Annotated in this window: 18 protein-coding genes; 3 read left to right on the top strand and 15 right to left on the bottom strand. The window is 59.9% G+C overall.

Features of this window, described 5'->3' with window-relative positions; genetic code table 11:
* Entirely contained in the window at window positions 1-807 is an 807-nt protein-coding gene (locus RHP74_RS21695) for an alkaline phosphatase family protein (protein ID WP_010456720.1), read from the bottom strand.
* 188 nt (window positions 808-995) lie between these two features.
* On the bottom strand, window positions 996-2,060 hold the full coding sequence (locus RHP74_RS21690; RefSeq protein WP_077748162.1) for an ABC transporter substrate-binding protein: 1,065 nt from the start codon (window positions 2,058-2,060) through the stop codon (window positions 996-998).
* A gap of 349 nt (window positions 2,061-2,409) precedes the next feature.
* Between RHP74_RS21690 and RHP74_RS21685 the strand changes: the two genes are divergently transcribed.
* Entirely contained in the window at window positions 2,410-3,123 is a 714-nt protein-coding gene (locus tag RHP74_RS21685) for a UTRA domain-containing protein (protein ID WP_010456716.1), read from the top strand.
* A 112-nt stretch (window positions 3,124-3,235) separates the two neighbouring features.
* Here the strand turns inward: RHP74_RS21685 and RHP74_RS21680 are convergent, their stop codons facing one another.
* From RHP74_RS21680 to minC, 8 genes are all read right to left on the bottom strand, one after another.
* A complete protein-coding gene (locus RHP74_RS21680) occupies window positions 3,236-5,404 on the bottom strand; it encodes a mechanosensitive ion channel family protein (protein ID WP_077748163.1) in 2,169 nt (722 codons plus the stop codon).
* A gap of 77 nt (window positions 5,405-5,481) precedes the next feature.
* A complete protein-coding gene (locus tag RHP74_RS21675) occupies window positions 5,482-5,658 on the bottom strand; it encodes a hypothetical protein (protein WP_008031437.1) in 177 nt (58 codons plus the stop codon).
* A gap of 257 nt (window positions 5,659-5,915) precedes the next feature.
* Entirely contained in the window at window positions 5,916-7,205 is a 1,290-nt protein-coding gene (locus RHP74_RS21670; protein WP_311096271.1) for a M18 family aminopeptidase, read from the bottom strand.
* A 76-nt stretch (window positions 7,206-7,281) separates the two neighbouring features.
* A complete protein-coding gene (locus RHP74_RS21665; protein WP_311096270.1) occupies window positions 7,282-8,388 on the bottom strand; it encodes a hypothetical protein in 1,107 nt (368 codons plus the stop codon).
* 47 nt (window positions 8,389-8,435) lie between these two features.
* On the bottom strand, window positions 8,436-9,071 hold the full coding sequence (locus RHP74_RS21660; protein ID WP_030131660.1) for an RluA family pseudouridine synthase: 636 nt from the start codon (window positions 9,069-9,071) through the stop codon (window positions 8,436-8,438).
* A gap of 179 nt (window positions 9,072-9,250) precedes the next feature.
* On the bottom strand, window positions 9,251-9,505 hold the full coding sequence (minE, locus tag RHP74_RS21655; RefSeq protein ID WP_007898843.1) for a cell division topological specificity factor MinE: 255 nt from the start codon (window positions 9,503-9,505) through the stop codon (window positions 9,251-9,253).
* On the bottom strand, window positions 9,505-10,317 hold the full coding sequence (gene minD, locus RHP74_RS21650) for a septum site-determining protein MinD (RefSeq protein WP_010456697.1): 813 nt from the start codon (window positions 10,315-10,317) through the stop codon (window positions 9,505-9,507). The genes minE and minD overlap by 1 nt, the downstream gene beginning before the upstream one ends.
* A gap of 191 nt (window positions 10,318-10,508) precedes the next feature.
* Entirely contained in the window at window positions 10,509-11,246 is a 738-nt protein-coding gene (gene minC, locus RHP74_RS21645; RefSeq protein ID WP_010456696.1) for a septum site-determining protein MinC, read from the bottom strand.
* Between the two features lie 118 nt (window positions 11,247-11,364).
* On the opposite strand from minC, the gene RHP74_RS21640 reads away from it, so the two are divergent.
* Window positions 11,365-12,297 carry a lipid A biosynthesis lauroyl acyltransferase gene (locus RHP74_RS21640; protein ID WP_010456694.1) on the top strand — a complete coding sequence of 311 codons (933 nt, stop codon included), beginning with the start codon at window positions 11,365-11,367 and terminating at the stop codon, window positions 12,295-12,297.
* Window positions 12,298-12,325: 28 nt separating this feature from the next.
* Window positions 12,326-13,498, top strand: a complete 1,173-nt coding sequence (locus RHP74_RS21635) for a patatin-like phospholipase family protein (protein WP_010456692.1) — start codon at window positions 12,326-12,328, stop codon at window positions 13,496-13,498.
* Window positions 13,499-13,614: 116 nt separating this feature from the next.
* Here RHP74_RS21635 and RHP74_RS21630 read toward each other — a convergent pair whose 3' ends face one another.
* The 5 genes from RHP74_RS21630 to RHP74_RS21610 all read right to left on the bottom strand — a co-directional run bounded on the left by RHP74_RS21630 (window position 13,615) and on the right by RHP74_RS21610 (window position 19,022).
* Window positions 13,615-14,400 carry an outer membrane protein OmpK gene (locus RHP74_RS21630; RefSeq protein WP_010456690.1) on the bottom strand — a complete coding sequence of 262 codons (786 nt, stop codon included), beginning with the start codon at window positions 14,398-14,400 and terminating at the stop codon, window positions 13,615-13,617.
* 376 nt (window positions 14,401-14,776) lie between these two features.
* Window positions 14,777-15,562: an outer membrane protein OmpK gene (locus RHP74_RS21625; RefSeq protein WP_311096269.1), complete on the bottom strand. Its 786-nt coding sequence runs from the start codon at window positions 15,560-15,562 to the stop codon at window positions 14,777-14,779.
* A gap of 161 nt (window positions 15,563-15,723) precedes the next feature.
* Window positions 15,724-17,082 carry a nucleobase:cation symporter-2 family protein gene (locus RHP74_RS21620; RefSeq protein WP_010456685.1) on the bottom strand — a complete coding sequence of 453 codons (1,359 nt, stop codon included), beginning with the start codon at window positions 17,080-17,082 and terminating at the stop codon, window positions 15,724-15,726.
* Between the two features lie 93 nt (window positions 17,083-17,175).
* Window positions 17,176-18,468: a urate hydroxylase PuuD gene (locus RHP74_RS21615; protein ID WP_010456683.1), complete on the bottom strand. Its 1,293-nt coding sequence runs from the start codon at window positions 18,466-18,468 to the stop codon at window positions 17,176-17,178.
* A 50-nt stretch (window positions 18,469-18,518) separates the two neighbouring features.
* A complete protein-coding gene (locus tag RHP74_RS21610; RefSeq protein WP_010456681.1) occupies window positions 18,519-19,022 on the bottom strand; it encodes an ureidoglycolate lyase in 504 nt (167 codons plus the stop codon).
* Window positions 19,023-19,088 lie beyond the last annotated feature (66 nt).

Here is a 19,088-nt window from a genome sequence, read left to right as displayed (position 1 = left end):
TCACTTGAGCAGCTCCCGGCAGACAGGTTTGTCGTGGGCCACGCCCAGCAGTTCGCAGACCGTGCCGCAGATGTCAGTCTGTTTGGGCGCGGCGCTGGTGTTGAAGCTGAAGGCATCGCCCAGGACAAACAGCGGCACTTCCCGTTCTTCCGCCAGCAGGCCGTTGTGCGAGCGGTCGTTGTTCATGCCGTGGTCGGCGGTCACCAGCACTTGGTAGCCGGCGTCGAGCCAGGTTTGCAGGTAGTCGGCCAGGATAATGTCCACCGAGCGGGCACTGTTGCGGTATTGCGGGGTGTCGAGGCCGTGCTTGTGCCCGGCGTCGTCGATGTTCATGGGGTGGATCAACAAAAAGTTGGGCGCGTGGCGCAGACGCAGGTTTTCAGCGTCGGCGAACAGGTGCGAATCCGGGTAGTGATCGTTCCAGTAGAAGTGACCGTGCTGGATCGGCAGGTCGGGGTTGTCGGTGTGACGATCCCGGGCGGCCTCGAACGGCGAGCGGTTATACAACTCGCTGACCCAGTGATAGGCCGCGGCGGCGGTAGTCAGGCCGGCATCCGTGGCGTAGTGATAAATGCTGCGCTGGTTGGACAGGCGCGCGACGTTGTTGTGGACGATGCCGCTCTCGATGGGCGGGACGCCGGTGAGGATGCATTCGTAAAGCGGTCGGGACAGGGCCGGCAGTTCGCACTCCAGTTTGTAGAGTGCCGCGCGTCCTGCGCCGACGTAAGCCTGCAGGTGCCCCAAGGCGTGGCGCGCGACTTCATAGTTGAGGCCGTCGAGCACGACAAGGATGACGTTGTGCTTCATAGGGGCAAAAACTCCGCGAAACAGACATTCATAAAACTTGAATTCACCACGGTCCACTGTGGGAGCGAGCCTGCTCGCGAAGGCGCCGGGTCAGTCAACACAGGTGTTGAATGTCAGTCCGCTTTTCGCGAGCAGGCTCGCTCCTGCATTTGGATCTCCATCAGCCCGACAGAAGTCGGGCTACAGGGTTATTTCATTTCGACGAGGACTTCTTCGTTCCACTTCTGCGGCAAAGCCTTGGAAGTCTTTTCCCACGCATCCGCGTCTTTGATCGGCGTGACCTTTTTGTACTGCTCGTTTGGCAGCAGCTTGGCCTGGACGTCAGCCGGCAGCTTGATGTGCTCGGCGCGGATTGGACGGGCATTACCTTTCGCCAGGTTGATCTGACCGGCATCGCTGAAGATGTATTCGCGGGTCAGCTTGGCGGCGTTCGGGTTCTTCGCGTATTTGTTGATGATGGTGGTGTAGCCGGAAATCACCGAACCGTCGGAAGGGATCAGCACCACGTAGTCATCGGGGTTCGCCATCTTGGCCTTGTAGCTCAGGCCGTTGAAGTCCCAGACCACGCCGACTTCGATTTCACCCTTTTCCATCGTGGCGATGGTCGGGTTGGCCATGGACAGGCGGCCCTGCTTGGCGATATCTGCGAACAGCAACAACGCTGGCTGCAGGTTCTTTTCGTCGCCACCGTTGGCCAGTGCGGCGGCCAGTACACCGTTGGCGGCCTGGGCGGCGGTGCTCACGTCACCGATCGACACCTTGTATTTACCGGTTTTCAGATCCGCCCACTTGGTCGGAGCTTCGGAACCGTGCAGCAGCTTCTTGTTGATGATGAACGCGATGGTGCCGGTGTACGCCAGTGCCCAGTTGCCGTCCTTGTCCTTGGCCCAGTCCGGGATCTGGTCCCAGGTGCTTGGCTTGTAGGGTTGCACCACGCCTTGTTTGACCGCGATCGGGCCGAAGGCTGCGCCGACGTCGCCGATGTCGGCACTGGCGTTGTCCTTCTCGGCGGCGAACTTGGCGATTTCCTGCGCCGAGCTCATGTCGGTGTCGATGTGTTTCAAGCCGTATTTCGTGGCCAGGTCTGCCCAGGTGCCTTTCCAGTTGGCCCAGTCATCGGGCATGCCGACGCTATTGACCGCACCTTCCGCTTTCGCAGCGGCTTCCAGGGTTTTCATATCATCAGCGGCCATGGCGGCGCTGCACATGGCAATGGTCGAGCCTAACAGTGATGCCAGGAAAAGCTTTTTCATCCGAAGCTCCTTTGGGCGTTTTCAACGCTGCGATTGCGGTTGTGTTGGTCTAGGTCAGCAATACCTGAGCCAATTTAGGCGCCGCTGATGACATTTTGATGTCGACGATCGGTCGGCCTACATTTTTCGAGCGGTGATGCTCAGGCTTGCGAGTAAGCGTAGACCATGGCTAAAGGGCTGATACGAAAGGACTTGGCCGTGAATTTGCAGGTGTCTGGCGCAACCGTTCGGCGGCTTTGTCATCTGCCAGTCACAAGCAGTGCCTAGGCTTGCAGGGAGTTGATGGAGCCAGTTTGAATCACGGTTCTGCCCCGAAACAGTGCTGGTCTAGTCCAGATAGGTAACGTTGATGCGCATCGAGACAACCAAAGCGGTGACAGCCATCGGGCAGGTTCTGCAAGAACAGCTCGACCATGGCCTGTTGGCGCCCGGGAGCAAACTGCCGGCCGAGCGCAAGCTCAGTGAGTTGTTCGGCACCACGCGTATCACGGTGCGTGAAGCCTTGTTGCAACTGGAAGCTCAAGGGCAGATTTATCGGGAGGAACGCCGTGGCTGGTTCGTGTCGCCACCGCGCCTGGCTTACAACTTGATGCAGCGCAGTCACTTTCACGCGATGGTCAGCGCGCAGGGGCGGGTGCCGTCCACCGAGGTGATTTCGGCGCGGTTGCAACCGGCGTCGGCGGCGGTGTGTGCGTGGTTGCAGTTGCCGGCGCTGTCCAGTGTGATTCAGATCTGCCGGGCGCGGCGCATTGATGAGCGGCTGGTGCTCTATGTGGAGCACTACCTGAATCCGCAGTACTTTCCGGGGATTCTGGATTTCGATCTGAATCAGTCGATCACCGAGTTGTACGCCAGGCATTACGACTTGCACTATGGTCGGGTGCGTTTCGAGATCGTGCCGACGGCGTTGTCGGTGGATGCGGCGGCAGCGTTACGGGTGTCGGTGGGGAGCCCGGGGTTGCGGATTGCTCGGGTCAACTACGATCAGCACGAGCGGTTGATCGATTGCGACCTGGAGTTTTGGCGGCATGATGCGATTCATGTCGGGGTGGATGTGGTTTAGCCAGGGAGACCGCGTCGCTCCCATCGCGAGCAGGCTCACTCCTACATTGGAATGCATTTCAAATGTAGGAGTGAGCCTGCTCGCGATGGCGTCCTCACAGCCACCCTATCAATCAAGTAGCAGATACATCCTTCTGCGGCCCACCACCGGCCGTAATCACCTGCACACTCATTCGCGGCATCGCCAGGTCCATCCCGGCCTCATCCAGATGCCGCTTCAGCGACAGATTGAACGCCCGTGAAACCTCCCACTGCTTGATCGGTGCAGTCTTGAACCGCGCCCGAAGAATCGCGTTGCCCGACTCGAAACTTTCGACACCCTGGATCTCCAGTGGCGACCAGATATTGCGCCGTTGCAGCGGGTCGGCGCGCATTTTCTGGCCGACTTCGCGCATCAGTTTGATCGCCTCGTCGATGTCCATGCTGGCGGGCACCGCCACCCGGAAGATCGCGTAGCCGAATTCCCGGGAGTAGTTCTTGATGCTTTTGATTTCGCTGAACGGAATGGTATGGACGATGCCGTCGATGTCCCGCAGGCGAACGGTGCGGATGGTCAGGCCTTCGACAGTGCCGAGGTGGCCGCCGACATCCACGTAGTCATCGATAGCCAGGGAATCTTCGATGATGATGAACAGGCCGGTGATCAAATCCGCGACCAGCGATTGCGCACCGAAACCGATGGCCAGGCCGATCACGCCGGCACCGGCCAGCAGTGGCGTGACGTTCATGCCCATGTTCGCCAGCGCGACGATCAGCGCAATGATGAAAATCGCCACGAACAGCACGTTGCGGATCAGCGGCATCATTGTCTGCGCGCGGGCGTTGGCCAGGCCTTTGCGCGAGCGGGTGAGGGCGTGGTGCACCGCGGTGTCGCTGAGGATCCAGATCAGCCAGGCAAAAATCAGCGTACCGGCGAGGCTGAACAGTTTGACGCTGACTTCATGGCCTTCGCCTTCGGTGAAGGCAATCAGCGACATGCCCCAGACCCGCAGGCCCAGTTCGATGAAGACCAGCCAGACCACGAGATGGGCGAGGGTGTAGAAGAAACTTTTCAGGCGCTCTGAATACAGCGCATGACGCTTCACACCCTTTTGCGGTTTAAGCGAATGACGACGAACCAGGCCGTTGATGACCATGCACAACACCAGCAACACGGTGCAGATCAGCGCCTGGCGCAGTGCGGTGCTGGTGTCGCCCGCCGAGACGAAGGTGGCGAACAGCGAGATGCCCACCAGCACCAGCGCGGGCACGTACCAGAAGGTGCCGAGAATCTCGATGGTGTCGCTGAGCGCGCGGCGCGTCAGACGTCGGGACAACGGCTGGTTGCGGATCAGGTGGGCGATGGGGCGGCGGAAACGCAGGATGAACAGCCCGGTGGACAGCGCCGCCAGGACGTTGGCGACGGTGGCGGCGGAGTGGGCCAGGTGACTGCCCAGGCTGGCGACCAGGCGCGGATCGCTCAGTGCTTCACCGAATGCGGCGAAACTGCCGATCAGCCACAACGGTCGAAAGGCTTGATGGCGCAGGATGTACAAGGCCCGGTGACGATGCGGGCCGTCGAGCAAGGAAAACGCGATCACGCAGATCGCCGAAAAGCAGGTGCCGACCACCAGCGCGTAGGCCAGCACCATGGCCAGGCTTTTGCCCAAGGATGAGGGCAGGGCATAGCTCATGTAGACCGTGATGACCAAGGCAATCAGCCACGGCCCGAGTTTGCGCAGGGCGAAGCGCAACATGTCCAGGGCCTTGGGGTGTTGCGGCAGTTCTTCGGTGAGGCCGAAGCGCATGCGCACCCGGTGACTGACCCAGATCAGCGCAGCGGCCAGCAGGCTCCAGACCATCAGAATCATGGCGAAGGCAAAGATGATCGGCAGCCACTCGTTGGCCGGCAGCATCAGCGCGGTCAGTTCGTCTTTGGCCAGGTCAAATTCTTCGGACCAGCGCGTGAGCGGGCTGTCGGCACCGGAAAACTGTTTTTCGAAGGTGGCCAGTGTGCCGCCGATCAGGCCGAGCACGCCTTCTTCGGCGGCCGGCTGAGCTTTTTTGGTGACGTCGCGCAGCTTTTTCAGGTCCGCCAGCAGTTTGCTCCGCTGCTGATCGTTCTCCAGCGACTTGATGACTTCGTCCAGTGATTGGCCCAGCGGTTCTTGCGCTTCTGGCTGGGCCTTTGCCGAACTGTTGAGCAAGCCCGGCAAACCGACCGCCTGGGCAGGCGCCATCGGCAGCAGCGTCATCAGGCAGACAAGGAAGAAACACGGCAGGGCGAAAAGACGAGCGAACACTAGGCGGTCAACCTCGGGGGGGACGGATCGGCCGAGTGTACGAGCCCGTCAAAATCAATGCGAGCCAGGGGCAGGATTTATTCGTTGAGTTTGGCGAGGATCTTGAACACCACGGTGGCAAGGATCGTCAGCATGCCGATCCACATGGCGAACACGCCAGCGTTTTTGTCGCGGAAGTTGAAGCCGATTGCCAGCAAGATCATCCCGGCGAGAATGGGGATCAGCATGGCATGGAATGAAGACATCGAGATCATGGGTGACTGCCTTGTCGAAGGGGATAGCTTAAGTCTAGGTGGCTTTTGGGCGACCGGTGGTCAGAGATCAATCATGAATGCGGCGTGATCATTGTGGCGAGGCAGCTTGCTCCCGCTGGGTTGCGAAGCAACCCCAAACCCAGCTATCGCGATCTATCAGACAGCACGCATTCACCGGGGGTTGCGACTGCTGCGCAGTCGAGCGGGAGCAAGCTCCCTCGCCACAGATAGCATTCCGGCCATTCATTGGCGCGAAATTACGGCAATTCCTGGCAGGCGTAGAACGCGCTCAGCACTTTGACCAGGTGGGCCAGGTCGTGGCTGCCGCACAGTTCACGGATCGAGTGCATGGCGAACGTCGACAGGCCGATGTCCACGGTGCGCACGCCCAGGTGGCTGGCGGTGATCGGGCCGATAGTCGAGCCGCAGCCCATGTCGCTGCGCACCACGAAGCTTTGCACCGGCACCTCTTCGGCCATGCACAGATGGCGGAAGAACCCGGCGGTTTCGCTGTTGGTGGCGTAGCGCTGGTTGCTGTTGACCTTGATCACCGGGCCGGCGTTGAGTTTCGGGCCGTGGTTGGCGTCGTGCTTTTCCGCATAGTTGGGGTGCACGCCGTGGGCATTGTCGGCCGAGACCAGCAAGGATTTCTGAATGGTGCGCACGAATTCGTCACCTTCAGGCAGCAGGCGACGCAAGGTTTGCTCGAGCATCGGACCATCGGCCCCGCACGCCGAGCAGGAACCGACTTCTTCGTGGTCGTTGCACACCAGCACGCAGGTTTCGTCGGTTTCCGCGGTCAGCAAGGCTTGCAGGCCGGCATAGCACGACAGTAAGTTGTCCAGGCGCGCGCCCGCGATGAAGTCGCCATGCAAACCGATAATGGCGGCGCTCTGAGTGTCGTAGAAGCTCAGCTCGTAGTCGAGCACCACGTCGGCATTCAGGCCATGTTCCAGCGCCAGCTGATTGGTGAGCACGGCGCGGAAGTCCACGCGCTCGTCACCGGCAAATTGCGCGAGGATCGGGGGCAGTTCGGTCTGGGCGTTGATGGCCCAACCCATATTGGCTTCACGATTGAGGTGGATCGCCAGGTTCGGGATGGTGGCGATCGGCGCCTTGAAGTCGATCAGTTGGCTCTCGACCTTGCCGTCGCGGCGGAACGTCACGCGGCCGGCCAGGGACAAATCGCGGTCAAACCACGGCGCCAACAACGCACCGCCGTAGACTTCGACGCCCAGTTGCCAGAAACCCTGGCGCTGCAATTCCGGCTGGGGTTTGACCCGCAGGCACGGGCTGTCGGTGTGGGCACCGACCAGGCGAATGCCGCCATGCAGCGGTGAATGCCGTCCCATCTTGATCGCGACGATCGACGAGTCATTGCGGGTGACGTAGTAACGACCGTTGGCTTCAGTGGTCCAGGGCTCGCGCTCGTCAAGGCGCACAAAACCCGCCGCTTCCAGACGCTGAACGAGGCTGGCAGTGGCATGGAACGGGGTAGGGGAGGCCTTGAGGAAGTCGATCAGGCCTTGGTTCAACTCTTCGCGCATAAGAAGCTCCAGACAGCAGTGGGCGGGAGTTTAACGTATTGGCCGAGGCCTTTGGGCATGACGTGAACCGGTCACGTCAGCTGGCAGCCTCTACCCGCTTTTTCAGGTACTTCATGATAATCCGCTCATCTTCTGGCTTTTCTGGCTTGGGCAATTGCGGGGTCCAGGCGTTCTGATGAGTCTCCAGTAGCTTTTTCTGTTGAGCCTTGTCCCAGCGAAGGATCTCCCGCGAGGCACATTCCCACCATTCGTGGCGGCAGGCCGTGTAGTACGGATGATCGGGTGCCGCGCTGCCGTAAAGCAGATCGCGGCCGACTTTGCGTAGGGCGCCACTCTGGTTACGCAGCTTCCATTTGATTTTCAGGCGCTGCCAGGCCGATGGGAAGGGTTTGACCCGCGGCACGTCCTGGCACAGTTCGACCAACTGCTGGCTGAACCGCTCGCCATGCTGAGAAAAGAAATACGCTTGCATCGCATGGAAAAAGCGTTTTTCCGCGAAGTAGTGATAGATGTATTTTTTCGCTTCATGAACCGGTTTGTCACGCATCGCGAACGACAGGGCGATCTGCTCGATGGTGTGGATGTCGAAGCCGTCCCGGGTCCATTCGTCGATGAGCGTGATCGACTCTTCGAACAGGGCGCTGTCGCGGTCGGTCACGCCGCACAATCCGCTGTTGTACAGCTTGAAACCATTGTCCGCGCTGACGCCGTGAGCCTGCAGGCAACCGCCGAGCTTCACATAGTCGGGACGTTCACACACGTCCTGCCAGTCGTACTCGAAGCGATCCATCAAGTAGTGCTGCGGCTGAATCTGGTTGAAAATCAGGTTCGGGTCGCTGGTGAACAGCGTGTCGGTGTCGACGAACAGGGTTTTTTCAGCAAGCTGCAGGCCGGCGGCAATCGCGCAGGCCTTGCGACGATGGTGATAGCCGTTTTCGCCTTGCCACAGGGTCAGGGTTTCCTGGGTCAGCATGACCGTTTCGACCGGCCAGCCGGCGTAGTCCTGAGGACGATCCGTGAGGATTCGGATGCTCGGGAGCTTGCCGTTCTTCGCGTGGGACAGCGCGGTCAAGATACTGAACTTGGCTTCGCGCCGGTAAACGTCCTGGTTGCCGTAGATCAGGTAGAGCAGTTGGTGTCGGGTTTTCTTGACGGGTGTTGCCAGGGAATCGGTAAAACGCATCCGGATGGGGATCCTTTCAAAACGGGCGACTGCGTGTCAGGCAGTGCTTAAAACGGTGCGGGGCATTCGAAGCGCAAGCGTTCACCGGTTTGCGGATGGGTGAAGCTGAGCATGCTGGCGTGCAGGCACAGGCGTGGCCAGGCGGCCAGGGCCTGTTCGTGGGCGTAGAGCCCGTCACCCAGCAGCGGGTGGCCGATGGAAAGCATGTGTACGCGTAGCTGGTGGGAACGGCCGGTGATCGGCGTCAGTTCGACGCGGCACCAGTCGCCACAACGTTCCAGCACTCGCCAGAAGGTCAGGGCGTGTTTGCCGAACTCGTGGTCCACTACGTGGCGTGGCTTGGTCGGCGGATCGTAGCGCAAGGGCAGGTCGATGCTGCCGCTGTCCAGTTCCGGTTGTCCCCAGCACAGGGCGGTGTAGGCTTTTTCGGTTTCGCGGTCGTGAAATTGCCGAGACAACTCGCGATGAGTGTCCGGGTCACGGGCCAACAGGATGATGCCGGACGTTTCCCAGTCCAGGCGATGGACGATTCGCGCTTCCGGGTAGCCGTTTTCTTGCAGGCGGGTGATCAGGCAGTCCTTGTTGTCATCGGCCCGGCCAGGGACAGAGAGCAGCAGGGTCGGTTTATCCACCACCAGTACGGCGGCGTCCTGATGGATGATGCGGATGTTGGACAACGGCATTAAAACAGCCTCGTAACAAACGCCAACGGCGACTCAGGCCCCCGCATCCGTAGGAGCGAAGCTTGCTCGCGAACACATCATCTCGGTTTATCAGATACACCGAGTTGCCTGCTTCGCGAGCAAGTTTCGCTCCTACAAAAGCGTAAGGGCCTGAGCCGCCGTGGCTCCCGCTGGACCGACTAGCGATCCGGCAGGGTGATATTGAGTTCCAGGATCGAGCAGCTGCCCTGGTTTTCCAGCGCGACATGCACGTCGTCGGACCCGATATTGACGTACTTGCGGATCACTTCCACCAGTTCCTTCTGCAAGGCTGGCAAGTAGTCCGGCGTACTGCGTTGGCCGCGTTCATGCGCCACGATGATCTGTAGACGCTCTTTCGCTACCGACGCGGTGCTGACCTTTTTGCTGGCACGAAAGAAGTCAAAAAGATTCATTATCTACCTCCAAACAGGCGCTCGAAGAAGCCCTTCTTCGTGATATCGATAAATCGATGCGGCTTTTCCTTGCCCAGCAGACGATCGACTGCATCGCTGTACGCCTGACCGGCGTCGCTCTGGTCGTCGAGAATCACCGGCACGCCCGAGTTGGAAGCCTTGAGTACCGCTTGGGATTCCGGGATGACACCCAGCAGGGCAACCGCAAGGATTTCCTTGACGTCTTCGACACCCAGCATTTCGCCGTCACTGACGCGCTGCGGGTTGTAGCGGGTCAGCAGCAAGTGTTCCTTGATCGGGTCTTCGCCGTTTTCGGCGCGACGGGATTTGCTGGCCAACAGGCCCAGCATGCGATCCGAGTCACGTACCGAGGACACTTCCGGGTTGGTCACGATAATCGCTTCATCAGCGAAGTACATGGCCAGGTGGGCGCCTTTCTCGATGCCGGCCGGGGAGTCGCAGACCACGTATTCGAAGTCTTCTTTCAACGCCATCAGGACTTTTTCCACGCCTTCCACGGTCAGCGCGTCTTTGTCGCGGGTCTGACTGGCGGCCAGGACGTAGAGGTTTTCCAGGCGTTTGTCTTTGATCAGGGCTTGTTGCAGGTTGGCTTCGCCGTTCACAACGTTGACGAAGTCATACACCACACGGCGCTCGCAACCCATGATCAGGTCGAGGTTACGCAAACCGACGTCGAAGTCGACGATCACTGTTTTGTGGCCGCGCAGTGCGAGGCCGGTACCGATAGCGGCGCTGGTGGTGGTCTTACCCACACCACCCTTGCCGGATGTAACCACTAGAATCTTGGCCAAGGTGTTTCACCCCTAAGGAAAAAGGACTTTTAGCCCCTGAAAAACATCTCTTGAAAAACTACTGCAGTCGGACAGCCTTGGCTGGAATCCGGTCCAGAACAGCGTTAAACACTGCTTTTGGCCTTTTTCCTACTTCGTTTGAGCCGTTTTCGCTACGTTTTAGAGATGCTTGGAAAATGCGGCAGTATCCGTTAAAGCCGAATGATGTTCAACACGTCGCCTGACAGGCTGACTTGCACGCCCGCCCCCCACAAAGGGTCACGGCGCAAATCCTCGGAAACCTTGTAGTGGCCGGCGATGGAGACCAGTTCAGCGCTCATCTGCTGACAGAAAATCCTGGCTTTCGTGTCGCCTTTGACCCCGGCCAGCACGCGACCGCGCATCGGACCGTATACATGGATGTTCCCATCGGCGAGAAGTTCCGCACCCGGGCTGACCGAGGAGATCACCACCAGGTCGCAGCCCTGGGCATAAATCTGCTGGCCACCACGTACTGGCGACGTGATGATTTTCGTCGGTTTGATGGTCGGCTCTGGCGGCTTTTCCGGCTTTTTCTTCACCTGGCCTTCGAGCGGGTCGAGGGGACGCTCACGGGCGCCGGACGGCGGCAGCACCGGCAAATCCACCGCGATGGCGGCGGCGATGTCTTCGATGCGGCTGGCACGGATCGCCAGGGTGCGCAGGCCATGCTGGCGGCACACGCGCATCAGGCCCGGCAGATCGACCGCGCCTTCGCTGGCCGGGAGTTTGTCCAGGGCCAGCACCAGCGGCGCATTGCTGAAGAAATTAGGCGCCTGGGCGACCTTGGCGGCCAGTTGCCGATCAAGGTTCTCGAGGTCGTTGCGGGCCAGTTCCAGCACCGTAATGGCGAGCATGCTGCCCTTCAACTGGAACACGGGATCCTGGTCTTGCGGTTCGGTTTGGCTCATGGTCGGCATACAACGGCTTGTCACTAAAAGTGCCGAGACTTATAACGAGAACGCCCGCAAGCCGCAAGCCGGGTCGAACGATGTAGAATGCGCGGCCATTGTCTTTCCGGAACCTTTAATGGATCGCCCGCGTTTTCGAAAAACATTTCTTATGCCGCGTTTCTGGCCACTGTGGTGTGGCTTGGGGCTGTTGTGGCTGATTGTTCAGTTGCCATATCCGGCGCTGCTGTTCATCGGTCGCTTGTTGGGCGCCTTGATGTATCGGCTGGCCGGCGACCGACGGCGCATTGCCAAACGCAATCTGGAACTGTGTTTCCCTGAAAAGTCCGCCGACGAGCGCAAGCGCCTGCTCAAGGAAAACTTCGCTTCCACCGGCATCGCTTTCTTTGAAATGGCCATGAGCTGGTGGTGGTCGCGTCAGCGTCTGGCGAAGCTGGCCCATGTCGAAGGCCTGGAGCATCTGAAAAAGGCCCAGCGCGAAGGCAAGGGCGTGATCCTGATGGCGGTGCATTTCACCACGCTGGAAATCGGCGCGGCGCTGTTGGGGCAGCAGCACACCATCGACGGCATGTACCGCGAACACAAGAATCCTTTGTTCGACTACATCCAGCGCCGGGGCCGCGAGCGGCACAATCTCGATTCGCTGGCCGTGGAGCGCGACGACGTGCGCGGCATGCTCAAATTGCTGCGGGCCGGTCGGGCGATCTGGTACGCACCGGATCAGGACTACGGCGCCAAGCAGAGCATCTTTGTGCCGCTGTTCGGGATTCAGGCCGCGACGGTAACGGCCACCAGCAAATTCGCCCGGCTTGGCAAGGCGCTGGTGGTTCCGTTCACCCAGGAGCGTCTGGCGGACGGCAGCGGCTATCGGTTGATGATCCACCCACCGCTCGAAGGTTTCCCTGGCGAGACCGAAGAGGCCGATTGCCTGCGCATCAATCAGTGGGTCGAAGGCGCTCTGCGTGAGTGCCCCGAGCAATACCTCTGGGCCCATCGGCGCTTCAAGAGCCGTCCACCGGGCGAGCCGAAGCTGTACAAGAAACGCGGCTGATCCCTTTTTTGCACCATGGAGTGTTGCGATGAGTCCTGCTGAACCGGTTACAGGGTTGATTCTTTCCGGCGGCGGGGCTCGGGCGGCGTATCAGGTGGGCGTGCTGGCGGCGATTGCGGAGTTGCTGCCAGTGGGCGCGGCGAATCCGTTTCCGGTGATTGTCGGTACCTCGGCCGGGGCGATCAATGCAGTGAGCCTGGCCAGCGGGGCGATGGACTTTCGTGGCGCGATCGAGCGCCTGACTGCGTTCTGGCAGGGTTTTCGCAGTCACTTGGTGCTGCGCAGCGACTGGCCGGGCGTGATCCATCAGGCCAGCCGCTTCGTCAGCCACAGTTTGCTCGGCATCGGCGCTCAGGTTCCGGTGGCCTTGCTCAACAGTTCGCCGCTGCGCGGGTTGCTCAACGACAAATTGCACATGAACGGCATCGCCGAGGCCATCGCCCAGAAGCAGTTGCAGGCGGTGGCGGTCACGGCGTTCGGTTACGAGTCCGGGCAGGCCGTCACGTTCTATCAGGGCGGCGGCACCATCGATGCCTGGTTGCGCCATCGGCGGATCGGCGTGCCCACGCAATTGACCGTCGATCACTTGCTGGCCAGTTCAGCGATTCCCTTGTTGTTCGCACCGGTAAAAATCGGCGAAGAGTATTTCGGCGATGGCGCGGTGCGCCAATCGGCACCGATCAGCCCGGCCCTGCACCTGGGCGCCAGCCGCGTGCTGGTGGTGGGCGTCAGCGGCAACCCGCGCGGGGTCGACCCGGAGCAACCGCTGCAACGCGCCTACACCGGTCAGCAGCCGACCCTCGCGCAGATCGGCGGGCACATGCTCAACAGCACGTTCATTGACAGTCTGGAAAGTGACATCGAGTTGCTGCAGCGTCTGAATCAGTTCAGTCACTTGCTGCCCGATGGCACGCCGATGCGCGCGTTGGGCGTGGCGCCAGTGGACGTGTTGGTGATTTCGCCGAGTCAGCCGATCGATGAAATTGCCGCGCGGCATCGGCAGGAATTGCCGGCGGCGTTGCGCCTGTTTCTGCGCGGGCCGGGGGCGACCAAGACGAGCGGGGCGGGGGTGTTGAGTTATCTGCTGTTCGAGGCGGGGTATTGCAGCGAGCTTATTGATCTGGGGCGACGGGATGCGTTGGCCAAGCGCGGGGAGTTGTGCCGGTTTCTCGGGTTGGCGGAGCCTGTGGTTACGGCCTGAGATCGGCGGTGTTGCTATCGCTAGCAGGCTAGCTCCCACAGGGGATCTTCAGCGCGACGAAGATCAACTGTGGGAGCTAGCCTGCTAGCGATGGCGTCCTTAGAGACGCCGCCGGATCAGAAGTGAACCTTGACCAGGAAACTGGTCACGCTCTGATCAGTCTTGAAACCCTGGCTGTCTTCGATGCCGTACTTGTTTTTCCAGTAGTCATACTCGACGCCGACGTACAACTGCTTTTCGCCCAGGTTCAGTGCCTTGCCCAGGTCGTATTTGACCTGCGGATTGAAGTGCAGGTTGGCGTGATATTCGCCTTTTTTGTTGACGTCATTGTCGACCACCCAGTCCATGAAACCATCGATCAGGATGTTCGAGTCGCCGACCGGAATGGTGTAGGACCAGACCGGGGTGACCTGCCAGATGTTGTCACCCGGACGGTCGCCTTCGGTATGGCGGTTGTAGAAGTTCAGCTGGAAGTAGTCGAACCCAGGGATCGCCAGGTCGAAACCGGGACCGATCAGGTAGGACTCGGTATCGTTTTCCCCGAACTCGTAAGTCATGGCCAGCAGCACGTCTTTGACCGGGCCAAACGTGAGCTTCTGGTCGAAGATCTTATTGAACGACAGACGCGGGCTGAATTCGCCGTAGTAGGTGTTCTCACCGGCGAAGGCGTCTTCCTTGCCGTTGTAGAAGATCTTGTCGATGAAGAAGAAGTTGTCGCCATATTTCCAGCCGTCGGCGTGTTCGAAGGTCACCGTCTGCTGAATGCGCGGGTTGACCTGGAAGTCCTTGCCATACAGATAAGTCAGGCTGTTGTCCTGCCATTGCAGCAAGTCGCCGGCCATGGCCTGGCCCCCGGCCAGTAACGATCCCGCGAGCATCAGGCTGGTGCACGTACGTTTCATTCGGTTGCTCCCAAAAAGTAGGTGGTTCCACGTTATTTTTCTAAGGTCGACGCTCTGGTGTGGCGCCTTTTTCTGTAGCGGTAAAAAATCATCCAGTCGGTCAGCTTCAGTGCTGATAGCAAGAGCTGAGCCAAGGCGTTCGAAAAGCCAAAAAACTCCCGCTCGGCTGCTCAAGAGCAGTCGATTGAGAGGGGTTTTGGAGTGCCTTGGAACCGTGCAGAGCCGGGATAAGTTGGCTTTCTGGTCAGGAATTAAATCCGGGCTTTTTTTTAAAGCGGATTCAGGCGGCCGCGGAGAATACTGACTCCTTGGCCAGGTCTCAAGTGCCCCGCAACAGCGCACCGACGACAGGTTTGGAGCACGGTTGCGGGCCATCTTAAAAGTGCACCTTCACCAGCAGGCTGGTGGTGTTTTCATTGGTGTCGAAGTTGCCGTTGTTTTCGATGCCGTACTTGTCTTTCCAATAGCTGTACTCGACGCCGACGTACACCTGTTTCTCCCGCCAGCCCAGGGCCTTGCCAAGGTCGTACTTGATCTGCGGGTTGACGTGCAAGTTGGCGTGGTAGGTGCCCTGTGAGTTCTGGTCGTTATCCACGACCCAGTCGATGTAGCCGTCGATCAACAGGTTCGAGTTGCCCAATGGCAGGGAGTAGGACCAGGCCGGCGTGATCTGCCAGACATCGTCGCCAGGGCGCGAGCCTTCGGTCTGGCGATAGTAGAAGTTCAAGGTGAAAAAGTTGAAGCCGGGAACCGCGAGGTCGAAACCGGGGCCGATCAGGTAGGCCTCGGTGTCGTCTTCGCCATTCTCGTAGGTCATGGCCAGCAACACGTCCTTGATCGGGCCGAACTCGAAACGGCGGTCGAGGATTTTGCCGAAGGAGAGGCGCGGGCTGAACTCGCCGTAATAGGCGTGAACGCCTTTGTTCCTGTCTTTCTCGCCGTTGTAGTAAGTGCTGTCGACGAACAGAAAGTTGTCGCCGTACTTCCAGCGGTCGGCATGCTCAAAGGTTATCGTCTGCTGGATCGACGGGTTGACCGCAAAATCCTTGCCGTACAAATAGCTCAGACTGTTGGTCTGCCACAGCAGTAAATCGCCAGCCATGGCCTGGCTTGCGGCCAGAAGGCCACCGCCCAACAGCAGTTTTTTCTGTGTCCGAATCATCTGTTGCTCCCTCTTGTTTTTATTTTTGCAAGGCGCAGGCAGTCCCCGACCTTGTGGGAGTTGGCTTGCTGGCGATGAGGTCAGAACATCCAATTTTGATGTCGTCTGACACGCCGCCTTCGCCAGCAAACCGGCTCCTAAAGGGTTCGTGCGTTGCTGGTTTAATGCGAGTGGGCGTGACAGTCGTTGATCGCGGCGCGTTCTTTGCCGCCAAGAATGTTGAACAGCAGGTTCAGCGACAGCGCACTCAACGTCGCCATCGCAATGCCGCTGTGGGTGATCGGACTCATCCACAACGGCAAGTGCGCGAAGAACTCCGGACGCACCACGGGAATCAGTCCCATGCCGATGCTCACCGCCACCAGCAACTGGTTGCGACGGTCACCGATGTCGGCTTCCTGAAGAATCTTGATCCCGGTGGCGGCCACCATGCCGAACATCGCAATCGCTGCGCCGCCCAGTACCGCCGGTGGAATCGAGGCCACCAGAAACGCCGCTTTCGGCAACAGGCTCAACACCACCAGCAAACCGCCGGCAACGATGGTCACCGAGCGGCAACGCACGCCGGTCATCTGCACCAGGCCGATGTTTTGCGCGAACGAAGAGTGGGTGAAGGTGTTGAAGAAACCGGCGAAGAACGAGGCGCCGGCATCACACAGCAAGCCGCGGCGCAGCATCCGTGGGCAGACTTCCTGGCCGGTGATTTTGCCCAGCGCGAGGAACATCCCGGTGGACTCGACGAAGATGATCACCACCACCAGGCACATGGACAGGATGGGTGCGAGTTCAAACGTGGGCATGCCGAAGTGCAGCGGGGTGACAATCTGCACCCAGGGCGCATCCGCCATGCCGCTGAGGTCGACCATGCCGATCAGCCCGCAGATTACGTAGCCCAGGCACATGCCGATCAACACGGAAATGTTGACCCAGAACCCGCGCATGAAGCGGTGGACCAGCAGAATGGTGGCCAGCACCAGCGCGGCAATGGCCAGGTAAATCGGTGAGCCGAATTGAGTGGCGCCGGCACCGCCGCCCGCCCAATTGACGGCCACGGGGAACAGCGACAAACCGATCGAGGTGATGACCGTGCCGGTCACCAGCGGCGGGAAGAAGCGCACGACCTTGGACATGAACGGCGCGATGATCATGCCAAAGAAACCGGCCGCGATGGTTGCACCGAAGATCCCTTGCAGGCCGATCCCGGGCATGCCGGCCATGGCGACCATGCTGCCGACGGCGGCGAAACTGGCGCCCATCATCACCGGCATACGGATGCCCATCGGGCCGATGCCCAGCGATTGCACGATGGTCGCGATCCCGGCCACCAGCAGGTCGGCGTTGATCAGGAAGGCGATTTCTTCACGACTCAGGCCGGCGGCCTGCCCGATGATCAGCGGCACCGCGATGGCGCCGCCGTACATCAACAGAACGTGTTGCAGGCCGACCAGGATCAGTTGCAAAAGGGGCAAACGCTGAATTGCGGGTGCGTCGGGGATGCGTGCTTCGGATAGCTCGGACATGCAACACCTCGGATCTTTTTTATTCTTGTGATTTTGTGCATCAGGATTGACCGCGGTGCGGCGATCCGACTTGCCCGCGAAGCTTTTCAACGGTTAGTTGGTCGGAGCGCCCTGAACAATCCACGCCCCGATCAGGTCACGTTCCTGCTGGGTCATCTGGGTGATGTTGCCCAGTGGCATGATCTGGCTGGTAACGGCCTGAGCCTGGATGCGCGCGGCGTTCTGGCGGATCTGCTCGGGGGTGTCGAACATCACACCGGCCGGAGCCGCGCTGAACAATGGGCTGGTCGGTTTGGCCGAATGGCACACCGAGCAACGTTCCTGGATCACGCTGTGCACCTTGTCGAAACTCGGGCCGGCGTTGGACGCCTGGACCGGTGCTTCTGCAGGCTTCGCAGCGGCAGGTTTGGCACCACCACCGATGGCGGTTTCCGGCAGCGGCTGGTACTCGATGGTGCCAGGCGCCTTGGCCACTTCAGGTGCGCTCGGCATTTGCGCCGGGCCGGTGACGTAAGCCAGGCAGATCATGCCAACAGCCGCGACAGGCAGGGTCCAGGCAAACTTGTGGCTGTCATGACGGGTGTTGAAGTAGTGACGCACCAACACCGCCAGCACCGCGATCCCGGCCAGGATCAGCCAGTTGTATTGGCTGCCGTAGGTGCTCGGGAAGTGGTTGCTGATCATGATGAACAGCACCGGCAAGGTGAAGTAGTTGTTGTGACGCGAACGCAGCAAGCCTTTGGCCGGCAGTGCCGGGTCCGGCGTGCGATTTTCGGCAATCGCCGCCACCAATGCTCGTTGCGCCGGCATGATGATGCGGAACACGTTGCCGACCATGATGGTGCCGATGATCGCGCCGACGTGCAGGTACGCACCACGACCGCTGAACACTTTGCTGAAGCCGTAAGCGGCGCCAATGATCAGCACGAACAGGATGAAGCCTAGCAGGGCAGGGCGTTTGCCCAGGGCCGAGTCGCAGAGGAAGGAGTAGATGAACCAGCCGACGAACAACGAGGCGATGCCCAGTGCGACCCCTTCAGGGCCGGTCAGGCTGCTGCCCGGTGCCAGCAGGTACAGCGTCGGGTTGGAGTAGAACACCACGCACAGCAGCGCGATCCCCGACAACCAGGTGAAGTAGGCTTCCCATTTGAACCAGTGCAGGTTGTCCGGCATGGTCGGCGGGGCCAGTTTGTATTTTTCCAGGTGGTAGATACCGCCGCCGTGGATCGCCCACAGATCGCCCGCCAGACCACTTTTCGGGTTGACCCGATTGAGGTTGTTTTCCAGCCAGACGAAATAGAACGACGCACCGATCCAGGCCACGCCAGTAATCATGTGAACCCAGCGCACGCTCAGGTTCAGCCATTCCAACAGATGTGCTTCCACAGTCTTTACCTCTCGCCTGTCACTCTGTTGTCGAGTGATCAGACCTTCTCTTATTGGTGGGGGGCAAGGATCAAACGCTCATCCTCTTTGAAAAAATGCTCATCGCAGTTATTGCCTGTGCCACTGCGATCAACCACCAGGAAGTCATCCCGCTTTTCGATCGTCAGCACCGGATGGTGCCAAACGCCGCGATGGTAATTAATGCCCTGCCTGCCGTTGGTGACGAAGGCGCGGACCAAGCCTGATACAGGTTCATCGCCAAGTGGCGCGACCACGATCAGAAAGGGGTTGCCGAGCAGCGGAATGAACGCCTGGCTGCCCAGCGGGTGACGCTCCAGCATGCTGACGGTCAGCGGCATGTCCTGCGCGTCGGCGCGGAAAATGCTGATGATCGCGTTGTCCTCTGGCGTGGCGGTTTGCACCGTCGCCAGTTTGTGAAAGCGCATGGTCGAACCGTTGTTGATCATGAAGTGATCGCTGCCGTCGGTTTCGATCACGTCACCGAAAGGGGCGAAGGCTTCTTTGGTCAGCGGTTCAATCGTCAATGTGCGCATGCTGGTCTTCTTTTCCGAATTCAATGTTGTTTGTTCTGGCGTCTTCGCGGGCAAGCCTCGCTCCTA

The sequence above is a fragment of the Pseudomonas sp. SG20052 genome (genome assembly GCF_031766055.1).
Taxonomy (GTDB): Bacteria; Pseudomonadota; Gammaproteobacteria; order Pseudomonadales; family Pseudomonadaceae; genus Aquipseudomonas; species Aquipseudomonas mandelii.
The sequence above is the reverse complement of the archived record's forward strand: the minus strand, read 5'-3'. Positions and strand labels throughout refer to the sequence as shown.